This is a genomic window from Thermovirga sp., assembly GCF_017656375.1.
Classification (GTDB): domain Bacteria; phylum Synergistota; class Synergistia; order Synergistales; family Thermovirgaceae; genus Thermovirga.
In genome coordinates this window covers 51,987-69,575 of record NZ_JACDOB010000003.1, presented here as the reverse complement: position 1 = coordinate 69,575, position 17,589 = coordinate 51,987, and the positions used below count along the sequence as shown (strand labels likewise).

Annotated in this window: 16 protein-coding genes; all 16 read left to right on the top strand. The window is 43.6% G+C overall.

Translation table 11 applies throughout. The features are described from left to right. The first annotated feature begins 4 nt into the window (after positions 1-4). The 16 genes from H0Z23_RS02590 (at position 5) to H0Z23_RS02515 (ending at position 17,582) form a co-directional block, all read left to right on the top strand. Complete coding sequence (locus H0Z23_RS02590) at positions 5-1,279, top strand: amidohydrolase (RefSeq protein WP_296867401.1); 1,275 nt, start codon at positions 5-7, stop codon at positions 1,277-1,279. Positions 1,280-1,348: 69 nt separating this feature from the next. Continuing rightward, the gene (gene alaS, locus H0Z23_RS02585) at positions 1,349-3,991 is read left to right on the top strand and encodes an alanine--tRNA ligase (protein ID WP_296867400.1); all 2,643 of its coding nucleotides are present in this window, start codon (positions 1,349-1,351) and stop codon (positions 3,989-3,991) included. Beyond that, positions 3,988-4,425: a Holliday junction resolvase RuvX gene (gene ruvX, locus H0Z23_RS02580; protein ID WP_296867399.1), complete on the top strand. Its 438-nt coding sequence runs from the start codon at positions 3,988-3,990 to the stop codon at positions 4,423-4,425. Before alaS ends, ruvX begins: the two co-directional genes overlap by 4 nt. Further along, positions 4,412-7,006: a DNA mismatch repair protein MutS gene (gene mutS, locus H0Z23_RS02575; RefSeq protein WP_296867398.1), complete on the top strand. Its 2,595-nt coding sequence runs from the start codon at positions 4,412-4,414 to the stop codon at positions 7,004-7,006. Before ruvX ends, mutS begins: the two co-directional genes overlap by 14 nt. Then, a complete protein-coding gene (mutL, locus tag H0Z23_RS02570; protein ID WP_296867397.1) occupies positions 7,003-8,718 on the top strand; it encodes a DNA mismatch repair endonuclease MutL in 1,716 nt (571 codons plus the stop codon). Before mutS ends, mutL begins: the two co-directional genes overlap by 4 nt. Positions 8,719-8,723: 5 nt before the next feature. Next, complete coding sequence (gene miaA, locus H0Z23_RS02565) at positions 8,724-9,668, top strand: tRNA (adenosine(37)-N6)-dimethylallyltransferase MiaA (RefSeq protein WP_296867396.1); 945 nt, start codon at positions 8,724-8,726, stop codon at positions 9,666-9,668. Beyond that, positions 9,662-10,531 carry a 4-hydroxy-3-methylbut-2-enyl diphosphate reductase gene (gene ispH / locus H0Z23_RS02560; RefSeq protein ID WP_296867395.1) on the top strand — a complete coding sequence of 290 codons (870 nt, stop codon included), beginning with the start codon at positions 9,662-9,664 and terminating at the stop codon, positions 10,529-10,531. Before miaA ends, ispH begins: the two co-directional genes overlap by 7 nt. Then, positions 10,532-12,076 carry a S1 RNA-binding domain-containing protein gene (locus H0Z23_RS02555; protein WP_296867394.1) on the top strand — a complete coding sequence of 515 codons (1,545 nt, stop codon included), beginning with the start codon at positions 10,532-10,534 and terminating at the stop codon, positions 12,074-12,076. A 92-nt stretch (positions 12,077-12,168) separates the two neighbouring features. Beyond that, on the top strand, positions 12,169-12,657 hold the full coding sequence (def, locus tag H0Z23_RS02550; protein WP_296867393.1) for a peptide deformylase: 489 nt from the start codon (positions 12,169-12,171) through the stop codon (positions 12,655-12,657). Between the two features lie 5 nt (positions 12,658-12,662). Then, positions 12,663-13,589: a methionyl-tRNA formyltransferase gene (fmt, locus tag H0Z23_RS02545; protein WP_296867392.1), complete on the top strand. Its 927-nt coding sequence runs from the start codon at positions 12,663-12,665 to the stop codon at positions 13,587-13,589. After that, positions 13,586-14,329 carry a hypothetical protein gene (locus tag H0Z23_RS02540; RefSeq protein WP_296867391.1) on the top strand — a complete coding sequence of 248 codons (744 nt, stop codon included), beginning with the start codon at positions 13,586-13,588 and terminating at the stop codon, positions 14,327-14,329. The genes fmt and H0Z23_RS02540 overlap by 4 nt, the downstream gene beginning before the upstream one ends. Positions 14,330-14,402: 73 nt before the next feature. After that, positions 14,403-14,624: a 4Fe-4S dicluster domain-containing protein gene (locus H0Z23_RS02535; RefSeq protein WP_296867390.1), complete on the top strand. Its 222-nt coding sequence runs from the start codon at positions 14,403-14,405 to the stop codon at positions 14,622-14,624. A gap of 19 nt (positions 14,625-14,643) precedes the next feature. After that, the gene (vorB, locus tag H0Z23_RS02530) at positions 14,644-15,693 is read left to right on the top strand and encodes a 3-methyl-2-oxobutanoate dehydrogenase subunit VorB (protein WP_296867389.1); all 1,050 of its coding nucleotides are present in this window, start codon (positions 14,644-14,646) and stop codon (positions 15,691-15,693) included. A gap of 16 nt (positions 15,694-15,709) precedes the next feature. Beyond that, positions 15,710-16,468 carry a thiamine pyrophosphate-dependent enzyme gene (locus H0Z23_RS02525; RefSeq protein ID WP_296867388.1) on the top strand — a complete coding sequence of 253 codons (759 nt, stop codon included), beginning with the start codon at positions 15,710-15,712 and terminating at the stop codon, positions 16,466-16,468. Between the two features lies 1 nt (position 16,469). After that, positions 16,470-17,030 carry a 2-oxoacid:acceptor oxidoreductase family protein gene (locus H0Z23_RS02520; RefSeq protein WP_296867387.1) on the top strand — a complete coding sequence of 187 codons (561 nt, stop codon included), beginning with the start codon at positions 16,470-16,472 and terminating at the stop codon, positions 17,028-17,030. A 3-nt stretch (positions 17,031-17,033) separates the two neighbouring features. Beyond that, the gene (locus tag H0Z23_RS02515) at positions 17,034-17,582 is read left to right on the top strand and encodes an NUDIX hydrolase (RefSeq protein ID WP_296867386.1); all 549 of its coding nucleotides are present in this window, start codon (positions 17,034-17,036) and stop codon (positions 17,580-17,582) included. Positions 17,583-17,589: the final 7 nt, after the last annotated feature.

The window sequence follows — 17,589 nt, the reverse complement described above, 5'->3', positions numbered from 1 at the left end:
GCGATTGAAGTGCCTTTTAAAGAATGTTTATTATGTTGATGGTTTTATGGATGAGGCAGGAAAGGGAGATATATTGATTGACGGTGACTCCATATCAGAAATAGGGGACCACATTGGAACATCGGAAGATACAGATGTTATAGATTGTAATTTTAACAAGGCCATTATTCCTGGGCTTGTTAACGCCCATACTCACGCGGCTATGACCCTTTTAAGGGGATTAGGAGAGGAAAAGCCATTGAAGGAATGGCTTGAGGAGCGGATATGGCCTGTAGAGGCGAAGCTTACCCCACAAGATATCTACTGGGGAACAGCATTGGCTTTAATGGAGATGGCGTCCATGGGTGTTACGGGTTTCGCAGACATGTACTTCGAGATGGAGGAGGTCGGCGAGGCAGCTCTGAAATTTGGAGTACGATGTGCACTGTCAAAGGGAATCATAGGAACTAAGGAGTCGGACATAGAAAAAGCCTTGAGGCTTTTTGAATATTTTAAAGATCAAAAGCTGGTCAATGTACAGGTAGGGCCTCATGCCCCTTACACAGTTCCCATCGATATGTACAAAAAGTTATGCCATATGGCCAAAGAAAAGAACATAGGAGTGCATACCCATTTCATGGAGGCCGCATGGGAGAGGGATTACTTGAAGGAAAAATATGACATGGTTCCTGTGGAATTTTTGGAAAATTCGGGGCTTTTGTCGGTGCCATTAGCCCTTTTGGCTCACTGTGTTTGGATAGAGAAAGATGAAATGGAAAAGGTTGCAGTACCTTCAGTGAAGGTTGCCCATAACCCCTCCAGTAATTTGAAATTGGGAAGCGGCATAGCGCCTCTTAAAGATTATCTCAAGAAGGGAGTTTCTGTATGTTTGGGCACCGATGGTGCGGCAAGCAATAACAGGCTTGATGTATGGGAAGAGATGCGCCTTGCTGCCTTGCTGCACAAGGGAAATGAATTGGATCCTACGTGCTGCAAGTCCAAGGAAGTTTTGAAAATGGCTACCTTTAATGGAGCCAGGGCTTTGGGGTTCGATAAAGTAGGAAGAATACAGAAATCTTGGAAAGCCGATTTAGTGGTGGTTGACCTGGATAAGCCTCATTATGTTGGGGTAGAGCCTTCTAACCTTGTTCAGTATTTGGTTTATGCTGGGAGCAGTTCAGATGTGGTTGGAACCATGGTAAACGGCAGATGGATATATTATTATGGAAGTTATAGCTACAAAGATGTAGAAGAGATAAAAAGGGAAGCTAAAAAATCAAGAGAAAGAATATGCAGTTAATGGTATAATCTCTAAAACTTTCATACGACATGTGGTAATTTGGTTACTCTTGTTATGGGGGGTTGGCGCATGCAGGCAAGGAGCGGTAAAGAACTTAGAGAAATGTTTTTGTCTTTTTTTGAGAGTAAAGGACATAAGAGGTACCCCAGCTTTTCATTAGTGCCAGATGATCCCAGCATACTCTTTACAATAGCGGGGATGGTGCCCTTTAAGCCATATTTTTTGGGGCAAAAGCCTCCGGAGGTTCCAAGAGCAACCACGTCTCAGAAGTGTGTTAGGACAAATGACATAGATAACGTGGGAAGGACGGCTAGGCATCATACATTCTTCGAGATGTTGGGGAATTTTAGCTTTGGAGATTATTTTAAGAAGGAAGCTTCACTGTTTGCGTGGGAGTTCCTAACGGAGAAAGTAGGATTAGACCCTGACAGGCTGTATCCTACTATCTATAAGGACGATGAGGAAGCCTTTGAAATATGGAATAAAGTGATAGGAGTTCCTTCAAGCAGAATTTATAGGCTGGGAGAAGAAGATAATTTTTGGTCTGTGGGACCCGTAGGGCCATGTGGCCCTTGCTCTGAGTTAATATACGATCAGGGCCCGGAATTTTCTTGTGGCAGCCCTGATTGCGGTTTGGAATGTGACTGTGACCGGTATCTGGAAGTATGGAACCTGGTATTTATGCAGTATAACCGCGACAAGGATGGGAATCTTCACCCTCTTCCAAAGAAAAATATAGATACAGGTATGGGCCTCGAGAGGCTTGCTTCGGTGGTCCAGCAAGTAAAGGGCGATTTTGAGACAGATCTTTTTAAGCCCATTATCAAGAAGGCTGCATCAATAATGGGAGTTAATTATGGGTCTGGCGGAAGAGGGGATATGGCAGTAAGGGTTGTTTCAGACCATCTAAGAGCCATTGCTTTCATGATTGCAGATGGCATAATGCCTTCCAATGAGGGTAGAGGTTACGTATTAAGGAGAATTTTAAGAAGGGCCGTTCGTTATGGAAGGCTGGCAGGGGTCGAAAAGCCATTTTTGGCCGAGCTTCTGCCTGTACTAAATGAGATTATGTCAGATCCTTATGAGGAATTAGTGGAGAATAAAAATCTAATAGAGCAGGTAATAGAACAGGAAGAGATTCGATTTGGGAAAACCTTGGAACAGGGAACGGCGTTGTTAGAAGAGGAAATTAAACATGTGAAAGCCATGGGAGCAAAGAGCCTGAGTGGCCAGATTGCTTTTGAACTTTATGATACTTTTGGCTTCCCTTTTGAATTGACGGAGGAAATATGCAAGGAATCTGGAATAGAGGTGAGATTTGAAGAGTTTCAAGAAGAGATGGAGAAACAGAGAGAACGAGCTAGAGCAGCAGGAATAAAATCAGATAGTGGCAAGTTCGCAATGGGCGCAGAGCTGTTGAAGGATATTCCTACAAGTGAGTTTACTGGATATGAGAAGGATGAAGATGAAGGGAAAGTGCTGGCCATAATAGTTGGAGACGAAAGAAAGGAAGAGTGCGTGGAGGGCGAAGAATGTCAGGTTGTACTCAACAGGACTCCTTTCTACGGGGAAAAAGGTGGCCAGGTAGGTGATAAGGGTCTCTTAGAATGGGGATCAGATGGACGAGCCTCAGTCTTCGATACTCAGGTGTCGGGGATAGGGCACTATATTCATAAAATTAAGGTGGATTCAGGAAAACTCAAGGTTGGTGAGAAAGTTTTTGCTAAGGTGGATAGTGATAGGCGAAAGAAGGTAAAAGCCCATCATACAGCCACTCACCTGCTTCATGAGGCTTTGATAAGGGTGCTTGGCGATCACGTAAGGCAGGCCGGTTCACTTGTGGCGCCTGATTTCCTTCGTTTTGATTTTACCCATATAAAACCACTTGATGAGGAAGAAATAGAGAAGGTAGAAAGAATAGTTTTTGGAGTAATTACTGATAACTTGGCGATAGAGACACATGTAACCGACCTGGATGAGGCAAAAAAACTGGGAGCCAAAGCTCTTTTTGAGGAAAAGTATGGGGATAATGTCAGAGTTGTAGTAGTCCCGGGCTACAGCGCTGAGTTATGTGGAGGCACTCATGTTACGCGTACAGGCGACATAGGAGCATTCAAGATAATAAAGGAAGAGGGCATAGGCTCTGGATTGAGGAGAATAACGGCCGTAGCTTCGGAGGCAGCCTTTATCAAGTTCCAGGAACAAGCAAGAAGGCTTAAAGCCCTTGCAGGTATCTTGGAAGCCGACGAAGAGCAGTTACATGAAAAGGCCATTTCTTTGCTGGAACAGCGGAAAAGGTTGCAAGAAGAGATAGAGAGGCTCAACCTTGAAAAGGCCCAGTCAAATGTAGATAAGGTTTTAGAGAGAGGAATAGAAGTAGAAGGTGTTTTGCTATGTGCTGAAATATTTGATGAGCTTCCACCGAACATACTTCGTCAGGTAGGTGACAAAATAAGGCAAAGTCGCAAGTGTAGTGTTGCTGTTTTGGTTTCTAAATCCAAGGGTCAGGCGACCTTTATCGTAATGGCTGATAAGGATGCTGTTGCAAAGGGAGTTCACGCTGGGAGGCTTGCTAAATCTATAGCCCAAACCTTGGGTGGCGGCGGAGGAGGGCGTCCTGATGTCGCCCAGGCGGGAGCTAAGAAGATTGAAGGATTGGAAGAGGCTCTTGGAAAAGCCCCGGATATTGTGAGAGAAATGATTAGGAAATGAAGAGATTTTTAGGTTTGGACATTGGAACCAAAAGAATTGGCGTTTCAGTAAGCGACCCCCTCGGTAACTTTGCCCAGGGGGTTGCTGTTTTGGACGCTATGGGGGATTGGATGGTCGAGCTTGACAAGTTGGTGGAGCGTTTCAGCGTAAGTACCATTGTTGTGGGTATGCCTTATCGCACAGATTCATCTATGGGTCCTGAGGCCCAAAAAGTGAATATTATTATTTCTGAACTAAAGCATAGATATCCTAGCCTTGAGGTGGTTTGTTGGGATGAGCGTTTTACTACTGTTATAGCTGAGCAAACCATGATAGAGGCCTCTGTAAGGAGGAAAAAACGCAAGAAAAACATTGATATGGTAGCAGCAACGGTAATGCTTCAGGATTACTTGGAACACCAGAGCAAGGGGGACAGCGAAAATGGCCGTACCTAAGGGTGTTAGGCTGACTCCAATGTTAAAGCAGTATGACTATTGGAAGAGGAAATACCCTGATTGTTTGTTGTTTTTCAGGATGGGAGATTTTTATGAAATGTTTTTTGAAGATGCCCAGAAAGCGTCTGGGGTTTTGGGCATAGCTCTTACGGCTCGAGACACAGCTAAGGAAATACCTATGGCTGGTGTGCCTTATCATGCTGCAGAGAATTATATATATAGGCTCATAAAAGAGGGGTTTAAAGTCGCTGTTTGTGAGCAAGTTACAGAGCCTGACGGGAGGAATTTAGTAGAAAGAAAAGTAGTCAGAGTCATAACTCCTGGAACTTTTGTGCCTGCAGACCTTCCGATGGAAAGCAAGCTGGCTGCTGTGAGGATAAAAGATAAAGTTATGTTTGTTGCTTTTTTAAATTGTAATAGTGGGAGGCTAGAAGCTGCTACGTTACCTGAGGGAGAAGGCCTGGGGCTTTTGTGCTCCTTTGAACCTTCGGAGCTTGTCATTCCAAGAAATTTCAAGGAAGAAGCTAGAAAAAAAATTCTTCAGCTTATAGAGCCTAAGATAGTAGAAAGGGACCCAGACGATTTCAACCCCAGAGAGGGGGCAAGAAAGTTTTGTAATGAATGGTCCATAGTCACTTTGGAAAGTTTTGGCTTCAATGAAGATGATGGTAGCGTGGGAGCTGCATGGGCTGTTTACAACTACCTCAGTGAGACTCAGTTTGGGGCAGTAAAGCATATAAAAAGGATACATAAGGCCCACTTTTCCAGTGAGCTGATCATGGATTATTCTACCCAGAAGAATTTAGAACTGGTAGAGGGCGAAAAACTAACCCTTTTTTCCGTTTTGAACCGTTGTAGCACCCCTATGGGGAAAAGATTGCTGCGACGGTGGCTATTACATCCTCTCGTAGATTATGAGCGCATAAAAGAGAGGCACGATGTGGTGGAGAAGTTATTAAAGAACTGGATGGAGCTTCAGGCATTGCGAAAGATCCTTTCAGGCTGTAGTGATGCAGAAAAAGCCCTTTCTAGATTGGGGATGGGCCTCGGTGGGCCAAGAGACTTAGGAGTGATCAGAGACGTTCTGTGCTTATTGCCTAATATAATTGAAATGATGTCAAAAGCATCCATTCAGGAAACTTTAGAGGTGCCAGAAGAACCGAAAGAACTCAGAGTGAAGCTTGAAAATGCCCTGTGTGCTGAACTTCCTAAGACAGTTAAAGAGGGGAACGTCATTAAGGAGGGGTTCGATAAAGAACTTGATGATTTGAGGTACCTCAGAGCTCATTCCGGAGAGAAATTGAATTCTATTTTGGAAAGGGAAAAGGAAGCGACAGGCATCAAGAACATGAAGATAGGTTTTAATAAGGTCTTTGGTTATTACCTTGAGGTAAGTAAGTCTTATTTAGATAAGGTGCCTGAAAGATATATCAGAAAGCAAACGTTGGTGGGTGGTGAACGCTTCGTAACAGAAGAGTTAAAGGAATTAGAAGAAAAGTTGTTGACTTTAGATCTAAAGATAGAGGCGAGGGAAAGGGACCTTTATGAAGGCTTGGTACAGGATGTCCTCGAACATAGTTCAATTATCCAGGATATAAACAGCCTTATTTCCACGTTGGATGTCTTGTGCTCTTTCGCGGTTAAAGCGAAGGAATGTAACTATATAAGACCTGATATTAATGATGGGTATTCCATAAAGCTGGAAGGAGCAAGGCATCCTGTAGTGGAAGAGGCTCTGAGGAACAGGACACCCTTTACCCCTAACGATGTTCATTTAGATTCTTATGGTAAGAGGATAGCCATAGTTACTGGCCCCAACATGGCAGGCAAATCCACTTATTTAAGAATGGCTGCTCTCCTAGTCGTTATGGCTCAGGCAGGAAGTTTCGTCCCTGCATCCAGGGCAGAAATTGGCATAATTGATCGAATTTTTTCTCGGATAGGTGCAAAGGATGAGCTCTCTAGAGGAAAGAGCACCTTCATGGTAGAAATGGTGGAGACAGCCAATATCCTTAGAAATGTGACGCCAAGAAGCTTGGTGATACTTGATGAGATAGGTAGAGGGACGTCAACGTACGACGGGATAAGTATTGCCTGGGCGGTATTGGAGTATTTACACAAAGTGTGTGATGGGATGCCCAAGGTTATTTTCGCCACACACTATCATGAATTGGTTTCCCTTGCAGAATCTTTGCCTGGGGTTTTTAATCTTAGCCTTGCCATAGAGGAAACAGGGAAAGGGATAGTGTTCCTTTATAAGTTGGAACCAAAACCAGCGGATAAATCTTATGGAGTGGAAGTAGCAAAGCTGGCAGGAGTTCCAGAAGCGGTTATTAAACGTTCAACGGAGCTTTTGAAGCGTTTTGAGGAGGAAAGGAATTTTAGGGAATCAGGTAAAAGCGTAGATTGGGCTGATGACAGTAAAAGAAAGGTAATTCAATTAGGCCTTTTTGCCCCGGAAGCGGAAGATTTGGTGAGGGATGTAGCTACACTAGATCCTGATAACCTAACCCCTTTAGGGGCTTTAGAGCTTGTTTACAAACTAAGAGATAGAGCTAAGGAGATAATTGGGGAAAATTGAGAAGAATAGAAAAATTAAAGCCTGATGTTTCTGCAAGAATCGCAGCAGGGGAAGTAATAGAAAGCCCTGCTTCCATTGTCAAAGAACTGATAGAGAATTCTCTGGATGCTGATGCCACCAGGGTCAAGGTTGTCTTAAGCCAGGGGGGGAAATCCAAGATAGTAGTGGAAGATGACGGAGAGGGCATTCTATTTGATGATTTGCCTCTGGCAGTTGAGCGTTTTGCCACAAGTAAGATTTCAAATGTGGATGATTTATGTCATATCGATACCTTTGGTTTCAGGGGGGAAGCTCTAGGCAGTATAGCTGCAGTGAGCAGGTTGGAAATCAGAAGTATGGCTAAAGATGAGAAAGAGGGAGGCATCCTGATTTGCACCGCGGGGAAGGTGGAGCTTCATAGGCGGGTAAACACCTTTGCTGGAACGCGTGTTCAAGTTGAAGATCTGTTTTTCAACTTTCCGGCTCGCCGGAAGTTTTTAAAGAGTTCACAAGCCGAAACGAGAAGAGTTTCCTCAGTGGTTAGAGATTACGCTGTTGCTTTCCCGAATGTTATTTTTACGTTAATTAGCGAAAACAGAAAAATTTTCTCAACCGAGGGATTTTTTTCAGGGAGAACTTCTTTCGATATTTTGAGCCAAATATGGCCATCACATTATCCAGTGCAACAGCAAGAGGTTGATTTAGGGCAAATTAAGATAAGGGCCTTTTGGCAGCCCTTGAAGGAGAGTAATAGGGTAACCCTTACGGTGTTTATCAATGGCAGACGCGTTCAAGATTCTGTTATAAGGGCGGCTCTGTCTTCTTTCGGTTCTTCTGTTTCAGGTTCATGGTTCGTGATGATGGATGTTCCAGCTGATGACCTGGACGTAAACATTCATCCGGCAAAGGCTGAGGTCCGGTTTAAAAATAGTGGGGAGATATATAAGGCAGTATTGAAAGTCATAGAGAATATGTTGTTAAAATCAAAACAGGCGTTTACTGTTTCTTTTGGGCCCTTGGACAGAAAGAAAAACCCCTCGCCCTATGAAAGTAACGGCGAATATACAAGGGATATGTATGAAGAGAAGACATCAGAAGAGCCTGAAAGAGCTCCAGCATTTCCCCAAGACATGGGAAATGTGCCGATTCAACGTTCTTGGGAGCAAAGTGAGCATGTTAGATTTATGGGTAGGCTTTCAACCGGGTATTTGCTGTATGAGAGGGGAAAAAATTTTATATTGTTGGATCCACATGCTTCTCATGAGAGGATTTTGTTTGAATTTTTCATGGATAAAATAAAAAAAGGGATAAAGCAGAACATATATCCCGAGTTGGAGCTTCCGCCAACTATATCAGAGGCGGCAAGGGAATGGTTGAAAGCTTTAGAAGAAATGGGCTTTTCTTTTAAGGAGAGTGAGGGTGGGATGTACCTTACCAGTGTACCGGCAGGAATTTCTGAAAAAAACCTGAGCCCTATCGGGATTTTGCGGCTTGCTATAGATGCTGCAGAAAAGACATCAGGAGAGGATCTGAACGGGATCTTTGCAGAGGAATTGGCTTCAGAAGCATGTAAGAACGCGTTGAAAATTACTAAGGTCATAGGAGAAAAAGAAGCCCTTTCCCTTTGGGAAGAACTCTTTAAATGCGAGAGCCCAGAGGCTTGTCCTCACGGTAGGCCGACTCATATTGTTGTCACCATGGAAGATATGGATAGACTTTTCAGGAGGAAATAATAGATATGAATGTGGGAAAGTATTTGTTGTCCATAATAGGGCCTACTGCAGTAGGTAAAACGGCCCTTAGCTTGAGATTGGCCCAAGATCTGGATGCAGAGATTATATCTGTTGATTCTAGACAGGTTTACAAGTATTTGGATATAGGGACAGATAAGGTATCAGAAGAAACAAGAAAAAAGATTCCTCACCATCTAATTGATGTTGTAGAACCAAGGGAAGTGTTTTCTGCAGCTGCCTTTGCGGAGAAAACCTTCAAAGCAGTAAAAGATATAAAAAATAGGGGGAAAATACCTATTTTGGTAGGAGGGACCCCTTTTTATTACAGTGCCCTTTTTGATGGAATACTTACAGAATCCCTTCCCAAAGACGAGAAAGTGCGAGATGAGTTGGAAGAGATGTGGAACCAGGACTATAAGGATGAGTTGAGAAATAAACTCGCATGCGTAGACCCAAAGACTTATGAGAGGCTCCATCCCAACGATGGTAGGCGAATAGTAAGGTCCCTTGAAGTCTTTATGCTGACGGGGAAGCCTATTTCGTGGTGGTATTCTTATGCCAAACGGCATGAAATAACTTTTAGGCCTCTTTATTTAGGGTTGTACAGAAGCCGATCAACACTTTATGAAGCTATAGAAAATAGAGTAGAGAAGCAGTTTGCAAGTGGGTTTGTGGAGGAAACAGAGAGATTGCTTCACATGGGATATGATGAAAGCCTTCCGGCGTTGCAGGGGTTTGGCTACAAGGAATTGATATTGTTTCATAAGGGGAAGTTATCTCTTGATGAAGCGAAGCAAAGTGACATAAAAGCAACTAAAGCGTTTGCTAGGCGTCAGATGACTTGGTTTAGGCGCTTTTCGCCTAGTTTGTGGTATGATGTAACTGGTGGAGTGCCCTATAAAGACATAAGGCAAGTGGTAGAGCGTTGGAAAACAGTGTTAATATGGTAAAAAGCAAGGTAATTTTGGCAGATCCTATAGGGTTTTGTTTTGGGGTTGAAAGGGCCGTAAACCTCCTTGAAGAAGCATTGGAGGCTCATGGTAAGGTTTACTGTATAGGTAGTCCCATACATAATCCCCAAGAGACAGCAAGATTAAAGGCCAAGGGCCTCATTGTTGTTAGTTCTGCTGAAAGTATCCCTGAAGGTTCCGTGGTTTTTGTAAGGGCCCATGGGTTGCCCGAAAGAGATAAGAGTTTCCTGTTGGACCGAGGGCATTTATTAGTGGATGGAACTTGCCCTTTTGTCCTTAACGCGCAGGAAAAAGCATCTTTCCTTTCTTCTGAAGGCTATAAAGTGTTGATATTGGGGGACAAAAAACATCCAGAGGTTAAAGCCATTACCCAATCTGTGGGTAAGTTTAGCTGTGTGGTTTCCCCAGGCGAGAATATCCCGGATGACGTACTTGGAGATAAAATAGGAATTATTTCTCAAACAACTCAGAGATTGCAAGATTTTATTACTTTGGTCCGGCTTGCCGTTCAAAAAGCTGGCGAGGTGAGGGTCTTTAATACTATTTGCGGGGCTACGGAGGCAAGACAGAGAGCTGTAGCCGAACTAGCAGGTAGAACAGATGGTGTAGTCGTGATTGGTGGGAAAAATAGCGCCAATACTCGAAAGTTGTTCGAAATAGCCATGGAGAGGAATAGCCAGGCTATTTGGATAGAGGAAGCATCAGATTTAGATTGGAGGTGGTTGGAAGGTAAGTGCCTGATAGGAATTGCCGCTGGAGCCAGCACTCCAGATTGGCTAATCAACGACTTGTTAAAGCTGCTGGGCAAAGCGAAGGGTGTAGTCAAGGAGGATGGAAGGTAAATGTTGATGGAAGAAAACAAACAAAACCAAGAAAATTTTGAAATTGAAAGCAATCAGATTCAAGACTCTCTGGCAAATAATCCGCAGGAAAATGAGGAGTCTATGGAAAATATTTTTGAGCAGTACATTTCTGATGATATACGGCGAGGAAAGGTCGTTGAAGGAGTAATAGTTGATGCCACTGACGGGGGCTGGTTAGTTGATGTAGGCTTCAAAGTGGAAGGTTTCCTGCCACGTAACGAGTGGACTCAAGGGATTTTGGTCGAGGAGAAAGAAACTCCTCAAAAAGGAGACACTGTAACAGTAAAGGTTGTCTCATTGAAACATGGAGAAGAGGCCCAACTTGTGGTAAGTCGTTGGCGTTGTGAGTTTGATCGTCGTTGGAGTGAGATGGAGAAATATCTTGAGAACAACGATATAGTGACAGTAAAAGGCTTGCGCAAAGTCAAAGGCGGTATTATTGCAGATTGCTTTGGATTGGAAGGTTTTATTCCTATTTCCCATGTTGCTGAAGAAGGCAAGGGCCTTAACCTTTCCAAATTGGTTGGCGGAACCTTTGATGTGAAAGTTATAGAAAAGGATCGTCGTAAAAGGAGACTTGTCCTCTCTAGGAGAGTAATACTGGAGGAGGAAAGGGCCAAGCTTCTTGAAGAGTTTTACGGAAAGGTTTCCGAGGGAGATGTTCTTGAGGGTACGGTTTCGACTGTAACGTCCTTTGGGGCATTTGTCGATTTAGGCCCTATTGAAGGTCTTGTACATATTAGCGAGCTATCTTGGCAGAAGAACGCAAAGCCTAAGGATGTTGTTTCTAAAGGCGATAAAGTATCTGTCAAGGTGATTGGAATAGATAAAGAAAAGAACAAGATATCTTTGAGTTTGAAGCAGCTACAACCAGATCCATGGGAAAGCGCTAAGGAGAAGTTCTCTGTGGGTGATGTCATCAAGGGAACGATTACAAATGTGATGGATTTTGGTGCTTTTGTTGAAGTTGCTCCAGGTGTAGAGGGTTTGATTCATATTAGCGACCTAAGTTGGCATAAAATAAAACACCCTAAAGAAGTGGTTAAGAAGGGGCAGACCATAGAAGCGCAGGTTCTTTCCCTGGATTGGGATAATAAGAGAATCAGCTTAGGTTTGAAACAGCTTCATGATCCGTGGAAAAACATAGAAGAAAGGTATCAAATAAACCAGGATTATCCGGTTAAAGTCGTGAGACTCACAGATTTTGGTGCCTTCGTGGAACTAGAAGAGGGTGTTGAAGGGCTGATACACGTATCCCAGATCAGCAGGAAACGAGTAGAAAAGCCCTCGGATGTTCTGTCTGAGGGGCAAGAATTGCAAGCAAGGATCGTAGATATCAAACCACAAGACAGAAGAATCAGGCTTAGCATAGCCGCCATAGAAGAAGAAAACTACAGAAAACAGAAAGAGGAAGAAAGAAAGCAAAAGAAGGCGGAACAAACTAAAAATAAACAACAGTTTGTTGCAGAAGAGGATAATGTTTCAGTAACTATTGGCGATATTTTGGGAGATGTTTTGAAGTAAATTTGAAGTAAAATTGATATTTATTTGTACTCCGCAATTGTATCCGAACACCCTTTTGGGGGTGTTCGGATACAAGTGAAAGGAGCGAAAGAATGAGTGCCCTGAAAATACGTGTATATCCAGATCCGATACTGAGGAAAAAAGCAGTACCAGTGGACAGCTTTGATTCAGAGTTGGAGAAATTCATAGAGGAAATGTTCATCGTAATGAGAAAAGAAGATGGGGTAGGGTTAGCTGCTCCTCAAGTGGGTGTAAGTAGGCAGATTGCTGTGGTGTCGTATGAAGGGAAAAATTATGTGCTCATAAATCCAAAGGTGTTGGAGTTGTCGGGCAGCGAACGCCGCGAAGAGGGATGTTTAAGCGTCCCTGGAGTATATGAGGAAGTGGAAAGGCCTTCTCATGTAGTGGTGGAAGCCTACGATGAGAAAGGCGACCTTAGGAAAATAACTGGTGATGGTTTCCTTGCAAGAGCCTTTCTTCACGAGATAGATCATTTGCAAGGCAAGCTTTTTATAGATTATCTTTCCGTGCTTAAAAGACAGTTGATAAAGAAAAAACTGCGCAAATATCGGAAGGAGTGAATTTATTGAACTTTTGGTTTTTTGGGTCGGGAGGTTTTGCTGCCAGGTGTTTGGAGCAAATAGTAGAGTATGTATCCATTAGTTTAGTTGTCACCAATGAACCTTCTAAAGCAGGAAGAGGCCTTAAGGCACGTCCTACTCCGGTGGACGTCCTGGCAGACAGGCTAGGCCTAAAGGTATATAGAACCCATAACCTTTTGAAAGATACATCCCTTGTGGACCTTCTAAAGCAAGATTCACCGGAGGGCATATTTGTTATAGACTTTGGCCATATGGTGAATGAGCCCTATCTTTCTTGGGGAAAAGTAGGTTGCCTCAATGTGCACCCTTCTTTGCTACCCCGCTATAGGGGCGCTGCTCCTGTTCAGAGGGCTATCATGAATGGGGAAAAGAAAACGGGCATAACTGTTTTCAGGTTGAACAAAGAGATGGACGCTGGTCCCATTTTACTGCAGGAAGAAGTTGAAATACCAGAAAATGCTACAGCTGGAGAAATGCTGGAGTCGATGGCAGTTAAAAGTGGCAAAATATTATTAAATGCTCTACAATTATTTTTGGAAGGTAAACTGTTGCCTAGAGAGCAAGGCGAAGTAGGGGCGACATATGCGCCAAAAATAGATAAAGCCGAGAGTAAGTTGAGTTGGGATCTACCTTCCGAAAGATTCCATAATATAGTGAGGGCCCTGAACCCTAATCCAGGGGCATACTTGATGTACAGAGGCAAGAGGTTGAAGGTGTGGAAGACCTTACTGGTGGTTCCCGCCGAGGGCAAGCCTGGGCAGATCATAGGTCTGGATAAGGGTTTTCCTGTTGTGGCTTGTAGTGATGGTGCTGTGGCTTTGTTAGAGGTGCAAATGGAAGGCAAAAAACGCCAAACTGGAGCAGCTTGGCTGTTGGGAACAGGCTTAAAGGAAGGGGATATGATTATTTGATTATCAGGGAGGAGATCGTAAAGCACTTAGTAGGAAACTATTCTTGGCCGAAGGCAATAGCGGTTACAGGGGCGCTGGGCTCTGGAAAGACAGAATGGGTTTTAAACCTTGCATTTGCGCTAAAGGCAATGAATGTGCCGATTACGGTAGCAGACGTAGATATAATAAACCCTTATTTTTGCGTGAGGCAGATTCAAAAGCTTTTAGAGGATGATGGGCTTACTATAATATCGCCACCTGAGAGCGCCAAATGGTCGGACATGCCGGTTCTTTCACCGAAAGTGGGTTGGGCGCTTAAAGACCCTAGAGGTAAATTGTTGTTAGACATAGGTGGTGATGCCATAGGTGTCAGAGCATTAAAACAGTTTGCCGACCTTTTAGAAGAGGTGGGCTATCTTTTGATTTTGATTGTTAACACATTCCGCCCTCAAACTTCAGATCTAGAGGGAATTTCTGACATGATTCGACGGATGGAAAGCATAAGTTCTTTGAAGATAGGAGCCATTGTTGCTAATTGTCACCTGATGGAGCAGACAACGTTGGATGAGTTGGTGCAAGGAATATATAAAGCTTCGAATGCTGCAAAAGAGCTTGAGCTTCCTTTGCTTTATGCTACAGTACCTCCTAACCTTCATAATGAAATAAATAGAATTTCATCTTCTGTTGATGTTCCTCTTTGGCCTCTCGAACGTAGGATGATGCTGCCGTGGGAGGAAAATTATAACTGGACAGGGCGTTGAAGTCCCCCCCATTTCGATGGGTGGGGTTTTATGAGGCAGAGAAGATAATATTAGGGGAAAGGTGGGTGTGGTAATGGCAAAAGGTCGTGTTGAAGTTCTTGAGGAATACTGTAAAAGTTGTGGGCTTTGTGTGGCAGCTTGTCCGATGAAGGTGTTGCGCATATCTGAAAAGATAAACAGCAAGGGATACAGGCCTGTCGAGCAATATAAGGAAGGTTGTATAGCTTGCAAGATGTGTGCTATGACGTGTCCAGATGCTGCTATAGAAGTTTACAAAATTGAAGATAACCAATAGGCCTCCGGAGGTGAACCACATGGCAAGAGTTTTGATGAAAGGAACAGAGGCTATAGCTGAAGCTGCCATACAGGCAGGATGTAAGTATTTTTTCGGTTACCCCATAACTCCACAAAACGAAATTCCTGAATATATGTCTGCTAAATTGCCTAAAATAGGGGGAGCATATGTTCAAGCTGAGAGTGAGGTTGCTGCGATTAACATGGTAATGGGAGGCGGAGCTACTGGCACAAAAATTATGACGTCTTCCTCGAGTCCCGGAATTTCTCTTATGTCAGAGGGGTTAAGTTATATTGCTGGCTGTGAGATCCCGGCTGTCATAGTTAACGTAATGAGGGCTGGACCTGGCCTTGGCGGCATTTTGCCTGCTCAGGGGGATTACTTTCAGGCGACTAAGGGCGGAGGCAATGGTGATTATCGCCTTTTAGTGCTTGCGCCAAGTACTTTGCAGGAAGCGGTTGATTTAACTCAATTGGCTTTTGATCTTGCATTTAAGTACAGGAATCCAGTGATGATATTGGCAGATGGCTTCATGGGACAGATGATGGAAGCCGTCGAAATTAAGGAATATAAAGGGCAAGATTACGATGTCGTACCATGGGCGCTTGGGAACATGGAGAAAAGAGGTAAACGGACTATATTGAAGAGTTTGTACCTTGATCCTGGGGATCTGGAGCATCACAACATTAAGCTTAATGAAAAATATAAAAAGATGCAGGAAGAAGAAGTTCGGTATGAGGAGTTTTATGCTGATGATGCAGACGTTTTAATTGCAGCCTTTGGTACTACTGCCAGAATAGCTAAATCTGCTATCGTTAACCTCCGCAAGGAAGGAAAGAAGGTTGGAATGGTAAGGCCTATTACCCTTTTCCCCTTCCCGTATGATGTTATCAAAGAGCGGGCAAGCAAGGCCAAGCATGTGCTTGTTATGGAAATGAACATGGGACAAATGCTTGAGGATGTCAAGCTGGCGGTAGGGGAGAGAACACCGGTTTCTTTCTTTGGCCATGCGGGTGGTATATCCCATTCGGTTAAAGAAATAGAAGAGAAAATAAGAGAAATCCTCTAGTAGAGGAGGTTGAATGATGAAAGAGACGAAAATATACGAACGCCCAAAGAGTTGGAAAAAAGGTGTTCATACCCATTATTGCCCTGGGTGTGGACATGGCATTACTCATAGGATTCTTTGTGAAGTAATAGATGAACTTGGAATTCAGGAGAAGACCATAGGAATAGCTCCTGTTGGATGTGCGGCAATGATGTATGATTACATTGATGTAGATTTTTGTGAGGCTGCTCACGGAAGGGCGCCAGCTCTTGCTACAGGCTTAAAAAGAACCAGGCCCGACCAGGTTGTGTTTACATATCAAGGGGATGGAGACCTGGCTTCCATTGGTACTGCTGAAATTGTACATGTGGCAAATAGAGGCGAGAAGATAACCACCATATTCATTAATAATGCAATTTATGGCATGACCGGAGGACAAATGGCTCCCACCACTCTTGTAGGGCAGAGAGCTACTACTTGTCCAGAAGGCAGGGACCCAAATCTGGCCGGTTATCCTATGAGAATGTGCGAGCTTTTAGCAACCCTTAAGACTCCTGCGTACATAGCCAGGGTTAGCGTGGCACAGCCAAAGTATATAATTGAGGCCAAGAAGGCCATTAAGAAAGCCTTTGAATATCAGATCAGCGGTAAAGGTTATTCCTTTGTGGAAGTGTTGTCTAACTGTCCTACGAACTGGGGCATGCAGCCAGTTAAAGCCTTTGAATGGACTGTTAGTGCCATGATGCCATATTACCCTCTGGGTGTTTTCAAGGATTTTGACAAGGAGGCTGAATAATATGGGAGGCTTCTATAGGAGTTTAATAGCGGCTGGTTTTGGTGGACAGGGCATCATGGTTTTAGGGCAACTGGTGGCTTATACGGCTATAAACGAAGGTCGCCATGTGACATGGATACCCTCTTATGGCCCAGAAATGAGAGGTGGAACGGCTAATTGTGGAGTGGTTGTAAGCGACGAAGAAATAGCGTCTCCAGTGGTGGCAGAGGCGGATGTGGCTGTTATCATGAACAATCCTTCGTTGGAGAAATTTAAGGATAAAGTAAAACCAGGAGGGTTACTTATTTATAACTCTGATTTGGTTAACTATCCTAATCCGCGTACTGATATAACGGTCTTACCGGTACCTGCTCACAGTGTAGCCTTATCCCTGGGTAGTGAAAAAGTATCCAATATTGTAGTTTTGGGGGCTTTAGTGGAAGCATGTGATATAGTTTCCAAAGAAGCTTGCCTTGAGACAATAAAAGAGAAATTGGGGAAAAGAAAACCCGAGTTTCTGCCTATGAATCTTGAGGCATATAAAAAAGGACAAGAAATAGCAAAGGAATATTTATCTAAATAAAGGATGACAGGTAAGGTATATATGAAGAAGGAAGAGAAAGTGTATACAAATACGGTTTATAAGGGGCGCATCGTCAATCTGAGGGTTGACGGTGTGCTTCTCCCCTCGGGGAGAAAAACGTTAAGGGAAGTTATAGAACATGCCCCTGCTGTAGGCATATTAGCTGTAACAGATGAGAGTAAAGTTGTTTTTGTAAAACAATATCGCTACGCTGTTGGTGAATTTTTGATGGAGATACCAGCAGGTATAGTAGAAGAAGGGGAATCTCCTGAGGTTGCTGCAAAGAGAGAATTGATGGAGGAAACAGGTTACAGGCCTGGTAAGTTAGTAGAAGTATGCCGAGTTTATCCGTCGCCGGGTTTCAGTAACGAGGTTATTATATTGTATTTGGCCACCGAACTTACTGAGGAATCTATGGAACAGGATGATGATGAAAATATAGAAGTTGTGCTCCTTACAGAACCAGAGATAATAAAGATGGTGGAAGAAGGTAAAATAAAGGACGGAAAAACTCTTTTGGCCATATTGTGGTATTTGGAAAACCAGAAATAAATAGAGA

Excerpts from the sequence above, each read along its gene's own strand:
- ruvX (WP_296867399.1), top strand. The coding sequence starts at position 3,988 with ATGAAGAGATTTTTAGGTTTGGACATTGGAACCAAAAGAATTGGCGTT.
- H0Z23_RS02525 (WP_296867388.1), top strand. The coding sequence starts at position 15,710 with ATGAAAGAGACGAAAATATACGAACGCCCAAAGAGTTGGAAAAAAGGT.
- vorB (WP_296867389.1), top strand. The coding sequence starts at position 14,644 with ATGGCAAGAGTTTTGATGAAAGGAACAGAGGCTATAGCTGAAGCTGCC.
- ispH (WP_296867395.1), top strand. The coding sequence starts at position 9,662 with ATGGTAAAAAGCAAGGTAATTTTGGCAGATCCTATAGGGTTTTGTTTT.
- H0Z23_RS02515 (WP_296867386.1), top strand. The coding sequence starts at position 17,034 with ATGACAGGTAAGGTATATATGAAGAAGGAAGAGAAAGTGTATACAAAT.
- H0Z23_RS02520 (WP_296867387.1), top strand. The coding sequence starts at position 16,470 with ATGGGAGGCTTCTATAGGAGTTTAATAGCGGCTGGTTTTGGTGGACAG.
- H0Z23_RS02555 (WP_296867394.1), top strand. The coding sequence starts at position 10,532 with ATGTTGATGGAAGAAAACAAACAAAACCAAGAAAATTTTGAAATTGAA.
- H0Z23_RS02535 (WP_296867390.1), top strand. The coding sequence starts at position 14,403 with ATGGCAAAAGGTCGTGTTGAAGTTCTTGAGGAATACTGTAAAAGTTGT.
- miaA (WP_296867396.1), top strand. The coding sequence starts at position 8,724 with ATGAATGTGGGAAAGTATTTGTTGTCCATAATAGGGCCTACTGCAGTA.
- alaS (WP_296867400.1), top strand. The coding sequence starts at position 1,349 with ATGCAGGCAAGGAGCGGTAAAGAACTTAGAGAAATGTTTTTGTCTTTT.
- def (WP_296867393.1), top strand. The coding sequence starts at position 12,169 with ATGAGTGCCCTGAAAATACGTGTATATCCAGATCCGATACTGAGGAAA.
- mutS (WP_296867398.1), top strand. The coding sequence starts at position 4,412 with ATGGCCGTACCTAAGGGTGTTAGGCTGACTCCAATGTTAAAGCAGTAT.